At 71.8% G+C, this 16,718-nt stretch carries 17 protein-coding genes; 14 read left to right on the forward strand and 3 right to left on the reverse strand.

What is annotated here, in order from left to right; translation table 11 throughout:
* Positions 1–261: 261 nt before the first annotated feature.
* The 6 genes from ACIQM3_RS05835 to ACIQM3_RS05860 all read left to right on the forward strand — a co-directional run bounded on the left by ACIQM3_RS05835 (position 262) and on the right by ACIQM3_RS05860 (position 6,071).
* Positions 262–1,482, forward strand: coding sequence for an Ig-like domain-containing protein (locus tag ACIQM3_RS05835; RefSeq protein WP_401619239.1), 1,221 nt, complete (start codon positions 262–264; stop codon positions 1,480–1,482).
* 203 nt (positions 1,483–1,685) lie between these two features.
* Positions 1,686–2,936, forward strand: a complete 1,251-nt coding sequence (locus ACIQM3_RS05840; protein ID WP_401619242.1) for an Ig-like domain-containing protein — start codon at positions 1,686–1,688, stop codon at positions 2,934–2,936.
* An 80-nt stretch (positions 2,937–3,016) separates the two neighbouring features.
* Entirely contained in the window at positions 3,017–3,784 is a 768-nt protein-coding gene (locus tag ACIQM3_RS05845) for an enoyl-CoA hydratase/isomerase family protein (RefSeq protein WP_104789264.1), read from the forward strand.
* A gap of 251 nt (positions 3,785–4,035) precedes the next feature.
* Positions 4,036–4,551 carry an ATP-binding protein gene (locus tag ACIQM3_RS05850; RefSeq protein WP_401619245.1) on the forward strand — a complete coding sequence of 172 codons (516 nt, stop codon included), beginning with the start codon at positions 4,036–4,038 and terminating at the stop codon, positions 4,549–4,551.
* A gap of 390 nt (positions 4,552–4,941) precedes the next feature.
* Positions 4,942–5,736 carry a polysaccharide deacetylase family protein gene (locus ACIQM3_RS05855; protein WP_401619248.1) on the forward strand — a complete coding sequence of 265 codons (795 nt, stop codon included), beginning with the start codon at positions 4,942–4,944 and terminating at the stop codon, positions 5,734–5,736.
* Between the two features lie 119 nt (positions 5,737–5,855).
* Positions 5,856–6,071: an EF-hand domain-containing protein gene (locus ACIQM3_RS05860; protein WP_401619250.1), complete on the forward strand. Its 216-nt coding sequence runs from the start codon at positions 5,856–5,858 to the stop codon at positions 6,069–6,071.
* Positions 6,072–6,179: 108 nt separating this feature from the next.
* Here the strand turns inward: ACIQM3_RS05860 and ACIQM3_RS05865 are convergent, their stop codons facing one another.
* Positions 6,180–7,223: a serine hydrolase domain-containing protein gene (locus ACIQM3_RS05865; RefSeq protein WP_401619253.1), complete on the reverse strand. Its 1,044-nt coding sequence runs from the start codon at positions 7,221–7,223 to the stop codon at positions 6,180–6,182.
* Positions 7,220–8,089, reverse strand: coding sequence for an IclR family transcriptional regulator (locus tag ACIQM3_RS05870; RefSeq protein ID WP_401619256.1), 870 nt, complete (start codon positions 8,087–8,089; stop codon positions 7,220–7,222). The genes ACIQM3_RS05865 and ACIQM3_RS05870 overlap by 4 nt, the downstream gene beginning before the upstream one ends.
* A gap of 54 nt (positions 8,090–8,143) precedes the next feature.
* Between ACIQM3_RS05870 and ACIQM3_RS05875 the strand changes: the two genes are divergently transcribed.
* The 5 genes from ACIQM3_RS05875 to ACIQM3_RS05895 are packed head-to-tail and all read left to right on the forward strand — an operon-like array spanning position 8,144 to position 13,311.
* Complete coding sequence (locus tag ACIQM3_RS05875; protein WP_401619258.1) at positions 8,144–9,718, forward strand: ABC transporter substrate-binding protein; 1,575 nt, start codon at positions 8,144–8,146, stop codon at positions 9,716–9,718.
* Complete coding sequence (locus ACIQM3_RS05880) at positions 9,715–10,713, forward strand: ABC transporter permease (RefSeq protein WP_401619261.1); 999 nt, start codon at positions 9,715–9,717, stop codon at positions 10,711–10,713. The genes ACIQM3_RS05875 and ACIQM3_RS05880 overlap by 4 nt, the downstream gene beginning before the upstream one ends.
* Positions 10,710–11,624 (forward strand): ABC transporter permease, encoded by a 915-nt coding sequence (locus ACIQM3_RS05885; protein WP_401619264.1) that lies wholly within the window; start codon positions 10,710–10,712, stop codon positions 11,622–11,624. Before ACIQM3_RS05880 ends, ACIQM3_RS05885 begins: the two co-directional genes overlap by 4 nt.
* Complete coding sequence (locus tag ACIQM3_RS05890; RefSeq protein ID WP_401619267.1) at positions 11,621–12,439, forward strand: ATP-binding cassette domain-containing protein; 819 nt, start codon at positions 11,621–11,623, stop codon at positions 12,437–12,439. The genes ACIQM3_RS05885 and ACIQM3_RS05890 overlap by 4 nt, the downstream gene beginning before the upstream one ends.
* Positions 12,436–13,311 carry an ATP-binding cassette domain-containing protein gene (locus ACIQM3_RS05895; RefSeq protein ID WP_401619270.1) on the forward strand — a complete coding sequence of 292 codons (876 nt, stop codon included), beginning with the start codon at positions 12,436–12,438 and terminating at the stop codon, positions 13,309–13,311. Before ACIQM3_RS05890 ends, ACIQM3_RS05895 begins: the two co-directional genes overlap by 4 nt.
* A 14-nt stretch (positions 13,312–13,325) precedes the next feature.
* Here the strand turns inward: ACIQM3_RS05895 and ACIQM3_RS05900 are convergent, their stop codons facing one another.
* On the reverse strand, positions 13,326–14,285 hold the full coding sequence (locus ACIQM3_RS05900; protein WP_401619272.1) for an ROK family protein: 960 nt from the start codon (positions 14,283–14,285) through the stop codon (positions 13,326–13,328).
* Positions 14,286–14,326: 41 nt separating this feature from the next.
* On the opposite strand from ACIQM3_RS05900, the gene ACIQM3_RS05905 reads away from it, so the two are divergent.
* The 3 genes from ACIQM3_RS05905 to ACIQM3_RS05915 are packed head-to-tail and all read left to right on the forward strand — an operon-like array spanning position 14,327 to position 16,702.
* The gene (locus tag ACIQM3_RS05905) at positions 14,327–15,106 is read left to right on the forward strand and encodes a creatininase family protein (protein ID WP_401619275.1); all 780 of its coding nucleotides are present in this window, start codon (positions 14,327–14,329) and stop codon (positions 15,104–15,106) included.
* 49 nt (positions 15,107–15,155) lie between these two features.
* Positions 15,156–16,283 carry a mandelate racemase/muconate lactonizing enzyme family protein gene (locus tag ACIQM3_RS05910; protein WP_401619277.1) on the forward strand — a complete coding sequence of 376 codons (1,128 nt, stop codon included), beginning with the start codon at positions 15,156–15,158 and terminating at the stop codon, positions 16,281–16,283.
* Positions 16,280–16,702: a RidA family protein gene (locus ACIQM3_RS05915; RefSeq protein WP_401619280.1), complete on the forward strand. Its 423-nt coding sequence runs from the start codon at positions 16,280–16,282 to the stop codon at positions 16,700–16,702. The genes ACIQM3_RS05910 and ACIQM3_RS05915 overlap by 4 nt, the downstream gene beginning before the upstream one ends.
* Positions 16,703–16,718 lie beyond the last annotated feature (16 nt).

Here is a 16,718-nt window from a genome sequence, read left to right on the forward strand (position 1 = left end):
ACCCGGCCATACGGGTGGTTCGCCTTTTTCGTCCTTCACGGTCGACCGGGCCGTCACCACTCTCCCCGTCGTACGCGGCGTTTCCTCCTGCTCGGCTGTGCTCGACACCTCTAGCCTCCTGCGGCTCGTAGGAGCGGCCACCCGCCGTAGGAGTGCGCGGCGTCCCGGCCGCGGCCTTCCGAGCGGTGTCCTCCCCTCTGTTCTGCCCATCGACGGGCCCGCACTCACGTTTCCCCGGGGCGGCCACGTCGTTGGGGGAGCGTGAACCACGTAGCGAAGAGAGCACGGGCGGGTTCGGTCGCCGTGCTGACATGGGCAGGACTGTTCACCGTGCCGGCCGTACTGACGGGCTGCACCGACGCGACGTCGCTCTTCGGGGACAACCGGTCACCCGGCGACGCCATCCGGATCGTCCCCGAGGACCGGGCCGAGAACGTCGGCGCCGACAGCCGGCTCGGAGTGACCGTCCCCGACGGGCGGCTCGAGCGGGTGAAGGTGACCCGGATGGAGGACGCGGAACACCAGGAGGTGCCGGGCCGGATCGCGGAGGACGGCCGTTCGTGGGCACCCAAGGAGGCCGGGTACCGGCTCGGGCTGGCCGGGAAGTACAGCGTGGAGGCCGTCGCCGTCGACGAGGACGGCCATCGCTCGGCCCGCAGCACCACGTTCACCACGCTGGTCCCGAAGGACCGGTTCATCGGCTACTTCAAGCCGGAGAACCGGTCCACCGTGGGCACCGGCATGATCGTCTCCTTCGACTTCAACCGGCCCGTCAAGAACCGGGCCGCGGTGGAGAAGGCCATCAGGATCACCACGGAACCCCAGGTCGAGGTGGTCGGCCACTGGTTCGGCAAGGACCGGCTCGACTTCCGCCCGGCCCGCTACTGGGAGCCGGGCACCGAGGTGACCGTGGACGTCGGCCTGCGCGATGTGGAGGGCGCGCCGGGGGTGTACGGCAGCCAGCGGAAGAAGGTGGCCTTCCGGGTGGGCCGCTCCCAGACGTCCGTGGTGGACGCCCGGGCGCACACCATGGAGGTACGCCGCGACGGCGAGGTCGTCAGCACGGTGCCGATCACCGCGGGCGCCGCGAAGACGACCACGTACAACGGGAAGATGGTGGTCTCCGAGCTGCACGACGTGACCCGCATGGACGGCAGCACCGTCGGCTTCGGTGGTGAGTACGACATCAAGGACGTGCCCCACGCCATCCGGCTGACGAAGTCGGGGACCTTCCTGCACGGCAACTACTGGGAGTCCCCGGACATCTTCGGCTCCGAGAACACCAGCCACGGCTGCATCGGGCTGCGCGACGTGAAGGGCGGCGGCTCGGACACCCCGGCCGGCTGGTTCTTCGAGCGCACGCTCGTGGGCGATGTGGTCGAGGTGGTCAACTCCACCGACAAGACCGTCGCCCCGGACAACGGGCTGGGCGGCTGGAACATCGGCTGGCCGCAGTGGAAGGCGGGCTCCGCCCTGCGCTGACCCCCGCCCGACCAGGGAAGGTCCCGGAGGCGAGCCCTCCGGGACCACCCTCCGTCGGTGCGGCGCGACTTGGGACCGAACAGTGACATTCCGGGGAACTCCTCCTTACGTGCGGTGTGATTATCTTGCGCCGAGCGTGCATGTACAGCGCGTGGGGGTGCGGGCCATGGCGGGGCCAGGCCGTGCGAGGGGAGACGACCACATTGAACGGGCAGCCGATATCGGGGGCATGGGCCGACGCGGGCGGGGAACGGGGCGGGCGCGGAACCCGGGGCCTCCTCGCGCTGGTGCTGGGCGCGCTGCTGTTGCTGGTGACCGCGTGCGGCGGCAGCGGTAACGCCGCCGACAAGGACAGCAAGGGGCCGGGCGGGAAGGTCGACGACACCAGTGCCTCGCAGGCGGTGGTGACGATCGCGCCCAAGGACGGCGCCGACGACGTGGCGACCAGCGGGGCGCTGAAGGTCTCGGCGGCCAAGGGCAAGCTGAGCACGGTGAAGGTCGCGGACCCCAAGGGCAGGGCGGTCGAGGGCAAGATCGCCGCGGACGGCCTCAGCTGGGTGCCGGACCGTCACCTGGCCGCCGCCACCAAGTACACCGTGCACGCGGTCGCCAAGGACGACGAGGGCCGCCAGTCGGCGAAGGACACCAGCTTCACGACGCTGGTCCCGCAGAACACCTTCATCGGTCAGTACACCCCCGAGGACGGCTCGACCGTCGGTGTGGGTATGCCGGTGTCGATCCACTTCACCCGGGGGATCACCGACCCGGCGGCCGTGGAGAAGGCGATCAGCGTGACGGCGGAGCCCGCCGTGCAGGTCGAGCCGCACTGGTTCGGCAACGACCGCCTCGACTTCCGCCCCGAGAAGTACTGGGCGGCGGGCACGAAGGTGACCGTGCGGCTCGACCTCGACGGCGTCGAGGGGCGGCCGGGGGTCTACGGCAAGCAGGCCAAGACCGTGAAGTTCACCATCGGCCGGAGCCAGGTCTCCACGGTCGACGCGAGTTCCCACCGGATGAAGGTGGTCCGCGACGGCAAGCAGATCAAGGACATCCCGATCTCCGCGGGTGCTCCTGCCACGACCACGTACAACGGTCAGATGGTCATCAGCGAGAAGCTCAAGGTGACCCGGATGAACGGCGACACCGTCGGATTCGGCGGCGAGTACGACATCAAGGACGTGCCGCACGCGATGCGCCTGTCGACCTCGGGCACCTTCATCCACGGCAACTACTGGGGTGCGTCCGGCATCTTCGGCTCGACGAACACCAGCCACGGCTGCGTCGGCCTGCGGGACGTGCGCGGCGCCTGGGACAGCAAGACGCCCGCCGCGTGGCTCTTCGACAACTCCCTGATCGGCGACGTCGTCATCGTGAAGAACTCCCACGACAAGGTGATCCAGCCGGACAACGGCCTCAACGGCTGGAACATGGACTGGTCGGAGTGGATCAAGTAGATCCGTTCCAGTGGGCGGGCCCGGTGCTGTGACCAACGGCACCGGGCCCCTCCGCGTTAGCGGCGGTTAACCTGCCTCCCATGACCGTAACCCTCGAAGTACAGGACGACGTAGGCACGATCCGGCTCGACCGGCCGCCGATGAACGCTCTGGACGTCGCCGTCCAGGACCGGCTGCGCGAGCTCGCCGAGGAGGCGGGCCGGCGTGACGACGTGCGGGCGGTGATCCTCTACGGCGGCGAGAAGGTGTTCGCGGCGGGCGCGGACATCAAGGAGATGCAGGCGATGGACCATACGGCGATGGTCGTACGCTCCAGGGCCCTGCAGGAGTCCTTCACCGCCGTGGCGCGTATCCCCAAGCCCGTGGTCGCGGCTGTCACCGGCTACGCCCTGGGCGGGGGCTGTGAGCTCGCGCTCTGCGCCGACTTCAGGATCGCCGCGGAGAACGCGAAGCTCGGCCAGCCGGAGATCCTCCTGGGACTGATCCCGGGCGCCGGCGGCACCCAGCGCCTGGCCCGGCTGGTGGGGCCGTCCAAGGCCAAGGACCTGATCTTCACAGGCCGTCAGGTGAAGGCCGAGGAGGCCCTGGCGATCGGTCTGGTGGACCGCGTGGTGCCCGCCGCCGAGGTGTACGAGCAGGCGCGCGCCTGGGCGGCACGGCTGGCCAAGGGGCCCGCGCTGGCGCTGCGGGCCGCCAAGGAGTCCGTGGACGCGGGACTGGAGACGGACATCGACACCGGGCTCACCATCGAGCGGACCTGGTTCGCGGGGCTGTTCGCCACCGAGGACCGCGAGCGCGGTATGCGCAGCTTCGTGGAGGAGGGCCCGGGCAAGGCCGAATTCCTCTGACCCAGCGTGAGTTGCGTACAGGGGCGCGTACGTTCATCCGTGCGGGCGGATTAGCTGGACCTTAAGAGAACCTTAAGGCGTGGCGCCCGCTCCGCTCGTGCAATTACTCGGCCTCCCGCTCCTGCCGCAGGTGGGCATGGCTGAACAGGGGTCCGTTCTGCCCCTGGCATATGCCGGAGAACCGGCGCGGAATGACTGGTTCCGGTAGAGGGATTCTGCCGGAACGGTCACAGAGAGCGTTCTGTGCGTCCATGATGGGTGGCATGGCGGGCCTGGAGGGTGTGGAGCAGCCGCGACAGCGCAGCAGCGCGACAGCGGCGCGATGGACGACTGCCGTCGAAGACGAACAGGCGTTCAAGGCGCTGGAGTTGTTCGGAAATCCGACGGAGGACGAAGTCCGTCTGCCCTCTCGTCCGGAGTCCGCCGCCACCGCCCGGCGCATCACTTCGTGCGTGATGCTGCGTCAGTGGGCGCTTCCTCCGCAGACCGCCGAATACGGTGTGCTACTGGTCTCCGAGCTCGTGGGAAACGCGGTACGGCATACCGGGGCGCGGGTTTTCGGTCTGCGGATGCTGCGCCGCCGCGGCTGGGTGCGGATCGAGGTGCGCGACCCCTCACGTGGGCTGCCGTGTCTCATGCCCGTCCGTGAGATGGATGTCAGCGGGCGGGGTCTCTTCCTGGTGGACAAGCTCTCCGACCGGTGGGGTGTGGATCTCTTACCGCGCGGGAAGACCACATGGTTCGAGATGCGCACCGCCGACCGCTGACGCGCAGAAACCCCCGGTCCGCCTGGGTGGTGGCGTGTCGGGGGCTTCTGAGGGGGCCGTGGAATGGGGGGGTGTGTCCACGGCCGCACAGGGGACCTGGCTCGGGTCGGAGGAGGTCGCGCCCCCGACTATGGCAGACGGGCGACCCCGGAGCCAAAGCCTCAAAGGGGACAAGTTGCAATATAACTGTCCATTTGGTTTATGAATCGCAGGTGTGATGAGTCACTCGCCTGGCATTCTCTCCATGTCGATCGGTTTCTCTCGGTGATTCATTGATCACCTCCTGGAGGCGGCCACACGCGGCCACCCCGGAATCTCCACTTGTTCCGCCTTACTGTGTCTCGGGTCTCGGGTGAAAAGCACCCGAACCGACCCGCGAGGTGGACGTCCATGAGCGGTCGCAGGACACCGGTGCCCCGACGCGGCGCCCTGCGCACGGCGGCCGGAGCACTCCTGGCAGGAACCTCCGCGGCCGGCTGCGCACAGGACGGGACCCCGCGGCCTCCGGCCCCGGCAGCCGCGCGGAACGGCGAGAGCGGCCGGAGCGCGGTACGTCCGGCCGCCACCCCGCGGCGCCTCCCCGGCCAGCCGGTGCAGATCGAGCACGGCCCCCGCGGCCGCCCCCGGGTCGCCCTCACCTTCCACGGCCAGGGTGACCCCGCCCTGGCCCGCACCGTTCTCGCCGAGGCCGAACGGGCCGGCGCCCGGCTCACCGTCCTGGCCGTCGGCGGCTGGCTCGACCGGAACCCCGGCATGGCCCGCCGGATCCTCGACGGGGGCCACGACCTCGGCAACCACACCCAGAGCCACCTCGACATCAACGCGATGGACGAGACGCGGGCGTACGAGGAGATCACCGGCTGCGCCCGGCGCCTGCGCCGGCTCACCGGTTCGATCGGCACCTGGTTCCGGCCCTCGCGCGCCCGGTACGCCACCCCGCTCGTCCAGGAACTCGCGCGCCGGGCCGGCTACCCGCACGTCCTCTCCTACGACGTGGAGTCCCTCGACTTCACCTCGCCAGGGGTCGCGGCGGTCACACGCAAGGTCGCCGGTGAACTCCGCAACGGCTCCGTGGTGAGTCTGCACTTCGGCTACCGGGACACCGTCGCCGCGCTGCCCCTCCTCCTCACCGAGATCGACCGTCGCCGGCTGCGCGCGGTGACCGCCACGGAGCTGCTGACCTGAGTCCTCGCGTCCGCCGGCGGGTCCTGGACCGGGGAGGGCGCGGTCGCCCGCCGGATCCGACGTCCGGGTCGCCGGATAATCTGAGCTCCGTCAACGACGCTTAACGAAGGGGCGGAACAGTGGCGGACATCGAGTCGGCACGCACGGCATTCGAGCGCTTCGACCAGAACAGCGACGGCAGCATAACGGCCGCCGAGTACAAGAGCGCCATGGCGCAGCTCGGTGACCCCTATGTCACCGAGACGGTCGCCCAGGCCGTCATCAACGCCCACGACGGGAACGGCGACGGCGAGCTCACGTTCGACGAGTTCTGGGCCTCGCAGAACAAGGCCTGACCCGGCCCGGCAGGTGGCGGTCCGGCCCTTCGCGTCGGCGAAGGGCCCCGGATCCACCGGCGCCCGGCCCCTCGCCGCGGGCACCGGGCAGTGACGCGGCGCTTCGCCTCACCCCGCGAGGGAGTGGAACTCCCGCCGGAGCCCGACGATCCCGTCGCCCTCCCGGGTGGGATGGACCCGGTTGGTGAGCAGCACCGCGTAGCGGCCCGTTGCGGGATCGACCCAGAGACTCGTCCCGGTGAAACCGGTGTGGCCGTACGAGGACGGGCCGAAGGACGGCCCGACGGGGGAGCCGGCCGGGTCCTGGCCCTGCCAGGCGAGAGCGCGCCGGAGGTTCAGTCCGTCGGTGTGCGGGGCGGTCATCAGGGAGAACGTCTGCGGGCGCAGCAGTTCGCCCGCGCCGCCCGCCAGGCAGACGGCAAGCCGCTCCACGTCGGCGAGGGTGGCGAAGAGCCCCGCGTGGCCGGCGATCCCGCCGAGGACCGCCGCGTTCTCGTCGTGGACCTCACCCGTCAGTGTCCTGCCGCGCCACGGGCACCGTTCGGTCGCCACGGCGCGCTCCCGGTCATCGGGGCCCGGGTTGAAGCCGGTGGCCTTCAGGCCCAGCGGGGCGCACACCAGCTCGGCGACCAGGGTGTCCAGCCCCTGCCCGCCCGCGTGTTCGGCGATCAGGCCGAGCAGCATGAAGCCCTGGGAGGAGTATTCGACCCGCACGCCCGGCCGGGACCGCAGCGGCAGGGTGCCGAGGGCGGTGAGCAGGGCCTCCCGGGTGGTGTGGTCGCGGTACATCGGGACCCGACCGGGAAGGCCCGAGGTGTGGGCGAGGAGTCCGGTGACGGTCAGCCGGGCCTTGTCGGTGTCCCGGTAGCGGGGGAGGAGTTCTCCCACCGTGGCGTCGAGGGACAGTGCGCCGCGCTCGGCGAGCGCCATGACGACCAGACCCACCACGGGCTTGGTGACGGAGGCGAGATCCCACAGGTCGGTGCCGTCCAGCTCCGCGCCGTCCCAGCTCCTGGTGCCCAGCCACCCCCGGTCCACGGGGCCCCGGGAGGAGCCCACCGACCACGCGGCGCCCGAATAAAGGCGCCGTGCCCTGCCCTCGGCCAGCACGGCGGCACGCCCGTCGTCGTCCGCCTGCCCACCGCCGCTCACAGGGCCGCGCCCCGGGCGTCGGACCGTGCCGTGTCGCGGGCGACCGCGAGCCTGGCGCGCCCGTCGGAGCCCAGCCCCGCGGAGACCGCGCGCGCGGCGGCCCGGACCATCGGGCCGTACAGCTCGACGCCCGCACGGTCGAGGGTGAAGACGAGTCCGGTGAGCACGACGGCCCCCGCGATCCTCCCCTCACCGTCCCGGACCGCCGCGGCGAGTGCGCGGCGGTCCTCCTGCTCGTACTGGTCGTCGAGCGCGTAGCCGCGCTCCGCTGCCGCGGCGATCTCGTCGCGCAGCTCCGCGGCGGGCACCGGCAGCGGATGACCGGCCGACTCCCCTTCGACGAAGGCGAGTTCGGCCTCCGCGGCGGGGAGGGCGGCCAGTATCGCGAGGCCCGGTGCGGAGAGCAGCAGGGGCGCGCGTGACCCCGGGCGGAGTTCCAGCGCGTACTCCCGGGCGGGCTCCGACGTCTCCAGGCAGACCGCGAAGTCACCGTCGCGTACGGCGTAGTGCGCCAGCAGGCCTGTACGGGTGCGCAGTTCGGCCAGCACCGGCCTGATCAGGCGCAGGCCCGGACCGCTGTCGAGCGCCGCCGCCGCGAGACCGAGCAGCCGGGGCCCCGCCCGGTAGCTCCCCCCTTCGGCGGGCTCGACGAAGCCGGCGCCGGCGAGGCCGCGCAGCAACCGGTGCACGGTGGGTTTGGTGAGTCCCGTGCGGCGGGCCAGATCGGCCAGACGGTGCGGTGCGCCCGTCTCGACCAGCGCGGACAGGACCTCCATCGCCTTGTCCACCGGGCCCATGACGGACTGTTCGACAGCCTGGCCCGCGGGCGGCTGCTCCTTCGAACGGCTATTGACCGGTTTCCCCATGTCGCTTAGCTTACCCCCACTGCATTCCATCTGCCGGAACGGATGTGTTGGTCAATGGAACGAATACGTGGAGGGCGGATCGGGGACCGCAGCCGCCCCTCCCGCCGCACGATCCTGCGGTACGGCAGTGCGCTGCTCCCCGCGATCGCCGCGCCGGCACTGCTCACCGGCTGCGGTACCGACCCCGCGGCCGGCGCCGGCAACGTCCTGCGGGTCTCCCAGACGGGCGACCCCAAGACCATGGACCCGCAGAAGCAGGGCGACATGATCTCGATGAACGCCCTGATCAACATGTTCGACACACTCACGGCGCGGGGCCGGGACAACACCCTGAGGCCCCGGCTGGCCCTGTCCTGGAAGGCCGTCTCGCCCCGTGTCTGGCGCTTCCGGCTGCGGCCCGGCGTCACCTTCCACAACGGCGAGGTCTGCGACGCCGCCGCCGTGAAGTTCAGCATCGAGCGCCTCCTCGACCCGGCGACCAAGTCGCCCATCGTCGAGCTGCGTTACGTCGAAGGTGTCACCGTCGTCGACCGGCTCACCGTGGACCTCCACACCACCGTCCACGACCCGATCCTGCCCGACAAGGTGTCCCTCTTCGGCGGCGTCGTGGTCCCTCCGCGCTACCTCGCCCGGGTCGGTGACGAGGGCTTCGCCGCCCACCCCGTCGGCACCGGGCCCTTCGCCTTCAAGAGCTGGCAGCGCGACCACGAACTGCGGATGCGGGCCTACGAACACCACTGGGAGAGCAGGCCCGCGGTCGACGAACTCGTCTTCACCCCCGCGCCGAACGCCTCCTCCGCGCTCGCCGCCCTCCAGAGCGGCGGCGTCGATCTCGTCGCCGGACTGACCCCCGACGCGGCTCAGCAGCTCGACGGCTACACCGGCGTGAGCCTCGACCACCACACCGGCATCCGCACCTCGTACCTCTCCCTCGACACCCTCACCCCGGGTCCGCTCCAGGACCGCCGCGTGCGCCAGGCACTCAACCACGCGATCGACGTGCCCCTGCTCATCAAGGCCGTCCTCGGGGGGAAGGCGTCCGAGGTCCCCGCGATGATCCCGCGCGGTGCCTACGGATACGACGCCGCCGTCAAGCCCTTCACCCGTTCCGTCGCCGAGGCCCGCGCCCTGCTCGCCGAGGCCGGACACCCGGACGGCATCAGCACCACACTCACCGCGTCCAACGTGGACGCCGACGTGGCGGAGGCGGTCGCCGGACTGCTCGACCGCGCCGGGGTGCGCACCCGGGTCGACCTGCTCGACCCCGGCACGTACTCGCAGCGCCTGACCTCCGACAACCACGGCGCGCTGGGCCCGATGTACCTGGCCGCATCCACCGTCTGGACCCTCGACGGCGAGAGCATGATCCAGTCCAACGTGCGCAGTGACCGGCGGCAGAGCCGCTGGCACAACAAGGAGGCCGACCGGCTCGTCGACCTCGAGGAACTCTCGGTCGACCCGGAGACCCGGCAGCGCGCCTTCTCCGGCCTCCAGCGGCTCATCAAGACCGAGGCGCCCTTCGTGCCCCTCTACCAGGTGGACAACATCTACGCCCGCAACGAGAGGCCGCGCTGGACCCCGGGGTTCGCCGGCGTCCTCGACATGGCGAGTGCGGAGGTCACCCGATGAGCGACCTCGCGACCCTCCCCGCCCCCGGCGAGGACACCGAGCGGCCGGCCGCGCCCCGCCGCGACGTACTGCCCGTCCTGCGCAGGATCGCGGGCCGCCTCGGCACCGCGCTGTTCGTCCTGCTCTGCACCGCCACCGTGGCGTTCTTCCTCGTACGTCTCTCCGGAGACCCCGTCAAAGTCCTGCTGCCGCCGGACGCCACGGCCCACCAGGAAGGCGTACTGCGCCACAGCCTCGGGCTCGACCGCCCGCTGCTCACCCAGTACCTCGACTACCTGTGGGGCATCCCCCGCCTCGACTTCGGCGACTCCCTCTTCTACAACCAGCCGGTCCGCGCGGTCCTCGCCGACCGCATCCCCGCGACCCTCCTCCTGGCCGCCGGAGCCCTGGTCGTCACCCTCGTCGTCGCGCTCCCCGCCGGGACCGTCGCAGCGATGCGCCGTGGCCGGGCCACCGACCGCACCGTCATGACCGGTGTCCTGCTCGGCCAGTCCACCCCGCCGTTCTGGGTCGGCATCCTGCTCATCCTGGTCTTCGCGGTCGGCCTGCACGCCCTGCCCGCCTCGGGCTACGGAACCTTCGCCCACCTCGTGCTGCCCGCCGTGACGCTCGCCGTGTACTCCGTCGCCGTCGTCGCCCGGCTCCTGCGTTCCTCCCTCATCGACGTACTCGGCGCCGACCACATACGCACCGCACGCGCCAAGGGGTTCGGACCCGTCAAGGTCGTCCTCACCCACGGGCTGCGCAACGCCTCCCTGCCCGTCGTCACCGTCGTCGGCCTGGAGGTCGGCGGTCTTCTCGGCGGCGCCATCCTCACCGAACAGGTCTTCTCCTGGCCGGGAGTCGGGCAGCTCACGATCGAAGCCATCTCCAACCGCGACTTCCCCCTCGTCCAGGCCACCGTCCTGCTGTTCGCCGCGACCTTCGTCGTGGTGAACCTGCTCGTCGACCTCTCCTACAGCCTCCTCGACCCGAGGGTGAGGACCTCCCGATGACGACCACCCCCGCCGGCCCGGCACTCGCCGGTGACCGCGCCCCCGCCGCACCGTCCCACCGGACGGCGGCCCTGCGCACGCTGCTGCGCAACCGGCTCGCCGTCGTGGCCCTCGCCTTCCTCGCCCTCGTCGTGATCTGCGCGCTGTTCGCCCCGCTCATCGCACCCGCCGACCCCAACGCACAGGACCTGCTGGACCGGCTCCGGCCGCCCGCCTGGCAGCACGGCGGCAGCGCCGCCCACCTCCTCGGCACCGACCAGCTCGGCCGCGACCTGCTCTCCCGCGTCATCTACGGCACCCGTGTCTCGCTGCTCGTCGGTGCGGGCGCGGCCCTCCTCGCCGGGGTCATCGGCACCGTCGTCGGCCTCGCCTCCGGCTACTTCGGGGGCTGGCCCGACCGCATCCTCATGCGCGTCGCCGACGTCCAGCTCGCGTTCCCCGCGATCCTGCTCGCCCTCGCCGTCGTCGGCTTCCTCGGCTCCGGCCTCTGGTACGTCATCCTCGTCCTCGGCGTGACCGGCTGGGTCTCGTACGCCCGCGTCGTCCGCTCCGAGGTGCTGTCCCTGCGCTCCCGGGACTTCATCACCGAAGCCCGCGCCATCGGCGTCGGCGACACCACGATCATGCGCCGGCATCTGCTGCCCAACGTGATGGCGCCGCTCGCCACCATCGGCACCCTCCACGTCGCCGCGGCCGTCGTCGCCGAGGCCTCCCTCAGCTACCTCGGGCTCGGCGTCCCCAAGGAGACCGTGACCTGGGGCTCGATGCTCGCCGACGGACAGCTCTACCTCGGCACCTCCTGGTGGGTCGCCGTCTTCCCCGGCGTCGCCCTCATGCTCACCTCCCTCGCCGTCAACATCACCGGCGACGCCCTGCGCGACGTCGCGGACCCGAAGGCCTACCGCCGATGACCTCCACCACCTCCGCAGCGCCCGTCCTCGAGATCCACGACCTGCACGTCGACTTCCGCCTCGCCACCACGACCGTCCACGCGGTACGCGGAGTCAGCTTCTCCGTGGCGCCCGGGGAAACCCTCGCCGTCGTGGGCGAGTCGGGCAGCGGCAAGTCGGCGACCGCGCTGTCCGCGCTCCGTCTCAACCCCGAACCGCCGTGCGTCTACGCGGGCGGCCACATCCTCCTCGACGGGAAGGACCTCCTCACCCGCGGCGAACGCGAACTCGGCCGGATCAGGGGCGCCGAACTCTCCATGATCTTCCAGGACCCGATGACCAGCCTCGATCCGCTGCAGCGCGTGGGGAACCAGGTCGCCGAGGTACTCCGCCACCACGGCGGCCACAGCCGGTCGGAAGCCAGGGCCGCCGCGCTGTCCGCCCTCGACGAGGTCGGCATCCCGGACCCCGAACGCCGCTACCGCCAGTACCCCCACGAGCTCTCCGGCGGACTGCGCCAACGCGTCATGATCGCCGCGGCACTCGTCGCCCGCCCCCGCGTGCTCATCGCCGACGAACCCACCACGGCGCTGGACGTCACCGTGCAGCGCCAGATCCTCGACCTCCTCGTCCAGCTCCAGCAGCGGCACGGCATGGCCGTCGTCCTCATCACGCACGACCTCGGAGTCGTCGCGGAGACCGCCGACCGCGTGGTGGTCATGCACCGCGGCGAGGCCGTCGAGAGCGGGGACGTCCACGACGTCTTCGCCCGCCCCGAGGACCCCTACACCCGCCAGCTGCTCGACGCGACGCCCCGACTGGAGACCGCCGGATGACCGCCACAGCACCGCCTCTGCTGGAACTCGAAGCACTGCGGAAGGAGTTCGGCGGCCGGCCCGGCAGCGTCGCGGTGGACGACGTGAGCCTCACCGTCCACCAGGGCGAAACCCTCGCCCTGGTGGGGGAGTCCGGCTGCGGCAAGACCACGCTGACCCGGCTGCTGCTGCGCCTGCTGGAGCCGACCTCGGGCACCGTGCGCTTCGACGGCACCGACCTCTTCGGCCTCGACGCCGCCGCGCTGCGCGCGGTCCGCCGCGAGATGCAGGTCGTCCTCCAGGACCCCTACTCCAGCATGAACCCGCGGCTGCGGATCGTGGACATCGTCGCCGAGCCTCTCGTCACCCACGACCCGCGGGCCCGGGGCCGGCGCGGCCGGGCCTTCACCAGGCAGCGCGTCGGTGAACTCCTCGAAGCCGTCGGCCTCGACGACACGATCCTGGACCGCTATCCCCACGAGTTCTCCGGCGGCCAGCGCCAGCGCATCTCGATCGCGCGCGCGATCGGCCTCGAACCACGCCTCGTGGTCCTCGACGAACCCACCAGCGCCCTCGACGTCTCCGTCCAGGCCCGCGTCCTCGACCTGCTCGCCGAACTCCAGCAACGCCTCGGACTCACCTACGTCTTCGTGAGTCACAACCTCGCCGTCGTCCGGCAGGTGGCCGACCGGGTCGCCGTGATGCGCAGGGGCAGCCTGGTCGAGGTGGGGACCGCCCATCAGGTGTTCACCGCTCCCGCGCACCCGTACACGCGGCAGCTGCTCGACGCCGTACCGATTCCCGACCCCGTGAAGGCCCGACGGGCCCGGCGCTCCGCCCCGGCCGGCGACGAGCGGATCGCCCCGCACCCCGTCGGCGACGGCGCCCTGTGAACACCGCCCCGCGCCTACCTGCCCGACAGCACGAGACCTGCCCCGCCGAGCAACGCGACATCGTCCACCGCCGCCTCGCTCACCACCACCCGGGGAAGCTCTCCACCGCCGAGCGCGTCCGAGCGCAGCCGCGACTCGACCAGGGCACGGAACGGCTCCCCGCCCTCACGGGCCTCCCCGTGCAGGACGAAGAGCCCGCAGGCGAAGAGCTGCTGGACCGTCGCGAGACCCAGCACCAGATTCTCCGCGTACTCCGCCACCAGGATCCGGGCCGCCTCCTCCCGCGACGCGACCAGCTCGCCGAGCGACCCACCCGCCGCTCCGAGACCCAGCGCCTCGGCGCGCTGCCGCAGCCAGCGTGTCGTGGCCACCGTCTTCCAGCAGCCGCGACGCCCGCACGTGCACGGCTCACCACTGGCGGACACCGTCATGTGCGCGCCACTGCGGCCGCCCTCCGGGGCCAGCACCTCACCCTCGTACAGGATTCCCACCCCCAGCACCTCGCCGGTGGACACCGAGGCGAAGGAACGCCGCCCCCGGCCGGGTCCGAACCACCGGTCCCCGAGGACCTGGACCCGCGCACGGTGCTCGACCCGTACGGGCGCCCCGGTCAGCTCCTCCAGCCGCCCGGCCACCCGGTAGCCGCGCAGCGCCGGCGCCTCGTTGACCTCGATCACCCGCCCGCCCGCCGGATCGATCACCCCCGCCGCCGCGACGCCGATCCCGGACGGACGGCGCCCCTCGAACACCGACGCCACCCGCGCGAGCGCCTCGTCGACCCCGGCGGGACTCGGGGACGCCGCGTCGAACTCCGCCTCCGCCCGTTCGAGCACCGTGCCCGACCGGTCGAGCAGCGCCGCACGGACCCGGCCGGGCAGCAGCTCCACGGCCCCCAGCGTGCCGGGGACGGCCCGCACCACCGGACCCGGCACGGGGTCCGGCACCAACCGCAAGGGAGAACGTTCATGCGCCATACGCCGACTCTGCCACGTCCGTGTTCCGGGGAGACAGCCGCATGAGTCACCGGAACCTGACCGAAACCACCTGGCGGGAGACCAGGGCGTCGGCGCCCGACGCCATCGCGGTGCTCCCCGTCGGCTCACAGGAGCAGCACGCCGAGCACCTGCCGATGGGCACCGACACCCTCCTCGTGGAGGCCGTACTCGACCGGGCCCTCGCCCTCCTCGACGAGGAGGCCCCGACGAGGACACCGACCCTCGTCCGGCTGCCCACGCTGCCCTACGGCCACAGCCCGCACCACCTCTTCGCCGCGGCGCTGACGCTCTCCGCGCCCACCCTCGGCGCCGTCCTCGGCGAGATCCTCGACTCCCTCGCCGCCTGCGGCCACCGCCGCATCCTCGTCGTCAACGGCCACGGGGGCAACGACGAGGTCATGAAGCTCGCGGTCAAGCGCTTCGCCCTGCGCGCCGAGGTCACCGCGGCCGCCTGCTCGTACTGGACCGTGACCAGCGGGGAGGAGGACGGCGGGCGCCCGGACGTCACCCCCGGTCACGCGGGCTGGTTCGAGACCTCACTCATGCTCGCCGCACACCCGGGCCTGGTGCGCACCCCCGTGCCCGGGCGGGCCCCCGTGGACCCGCCGCCCCTCTTCGACCGGCCGCCCTACCCGGGGCTCACCGTCGAGCGGCACGGTGAATGGGAACGCGTCGGCGGTGCCACCGACGACGCCTCGACCGCCGACGCCGCGCACGGCCACAGGCTCCTCGACGACCGCGCACGCGGTCTCGCGCGCGCCCTCCTGGCATTCGACACCGCCACCCGCACGGACCCGTGAACCGCACCGGCCGCACCGACCGCATCACCCGAACCGACCGAGGAACAGCATGAAGATCACCGATGTCGACGTCCACGTCGTGAACCTGCCCCTGCTCAACCCGTTCACCAGCTCGTTCGAGACGAAGACCGGTGAGACCCGCACCGTCGTACGCATCCGCACCGACACCGGGGTCGAGGGCTGGGGCGAGACCATGTGGGGCCGGCCCGTCGCCGCGATCGTCAAGATCCTCGCCGAGGACCTCATCGGCACCAGCCCCTTCGCCCTGGAGGCGTTCCACCGCAAGCAGCACATGGTGCCCTTCTTCTACGGCTACCTCGGCTACGCCGCGATCGCGGCCCTCGACGTCGCCTGCTGGGACGCCATGGGCAAGGCCACCGGCCAGTCCCTCACCGACCTCCTCGGCGGACCCGTGCGCGAGGAGGTCCCGCTCACCGCGCTGATCACCAGGGCCGACGCCCCCGGCGCCCGGGCCGCGGACCTGTCCGAGGCCCTCGCCGAGCACACCCTTCGCGTCGTCGCCGACGGAGGCTTCCAGGCCGTCAAGCTCAAGGGCACCAAGGACGTCCAGGGCGATGTCGCGATCCTGCGCGCCCTGCGCTCCGCCCTGCCCGAGGTCAGCCTGCGCGTCGACCCCAACGCCGCATGGTCCGTCCCCGACTCGGTCCGCGCCGGCATCGCCCTGGAGGAGCTGGACCTCGAATACCTGGAGGACCCCTGTGTCGGCATCGAGGGCATGAGCCAGGTCCGCGCCAAGGTGCGCATACCGCTCTGCACCAACATGTGCGTCGTACGCTTCGAGGACTTCGCCCCGGCCGTACGCCTGGGCGCCGTGGACGTCATCCACGGAGACGTCTACAAGTGGGGCGGCATCGCGCCCACCAAGGCTCTCGCGGCGCACTGCGAGACCTTCGGGCTCGGCATGAACCTGCACAGCGGCGGCGAACTCGGCATCGCGACGGCCGCGCATCTCGCGGTGGTCGGCAGCACTCCCGTCCTCTCCCGTGCGATCGACTCCATGTACTACCTGCACGCCGACGACATCATCGAGCCCATCCCGCTGGAGAACGGCAGCCTTCGGGTCCCGACCGGCCCCGGCCTCGGTGTCACCGTCGACGAGGACAAGCTCCGTCACTACGCGGAGGTCAACGCCCGTGAAGGAGACCTGACCCGATGACCGGATCCACCCCCGGCGCCGGCCCCGCCCGGCGCGCGGTCCGCACCGACCGGGCGCCCGCGCCCGCCGGCGCCTACAGCCAGGGGATGGCCGCAGGCCCCTACCTGTTCACCTCGGGCTTCGGACCGCAGGACCCGGACACCGGCGCCGTCGCGAAGACCGTCGAGGAACAGACCGTCCAGGTCCTGCGGAACATCGGCGCCGTGCTGGAGGCCGAAGGACTCGGCCCCCAGGACGTCGTCAAGGTGACGGCCCACCTCCAGCACCTGCGCCGCGACTTCGCCGCCTACGACGCCGCGTACCGCGCCTTCTTCCCGGAGCCCCACCCGGTCCGCACCACCGTGGGCTCCGACCTCATGGACATCCTGGTGGAGATCGACGTCGTCGCGCTCCGCCGGGAGGGGCCGGCGCTCCCTTAGCACCCGTTCACGTGAC

It is taken from the genome of Streptomyces sp. NPDC091271 (assembly GCF_044757505.1).
Classification (GTDB): Bacteria; Actinomycetota; Actinomycetes; order Streptomycetales; family Streptomycetaceae; genus Streptomyces.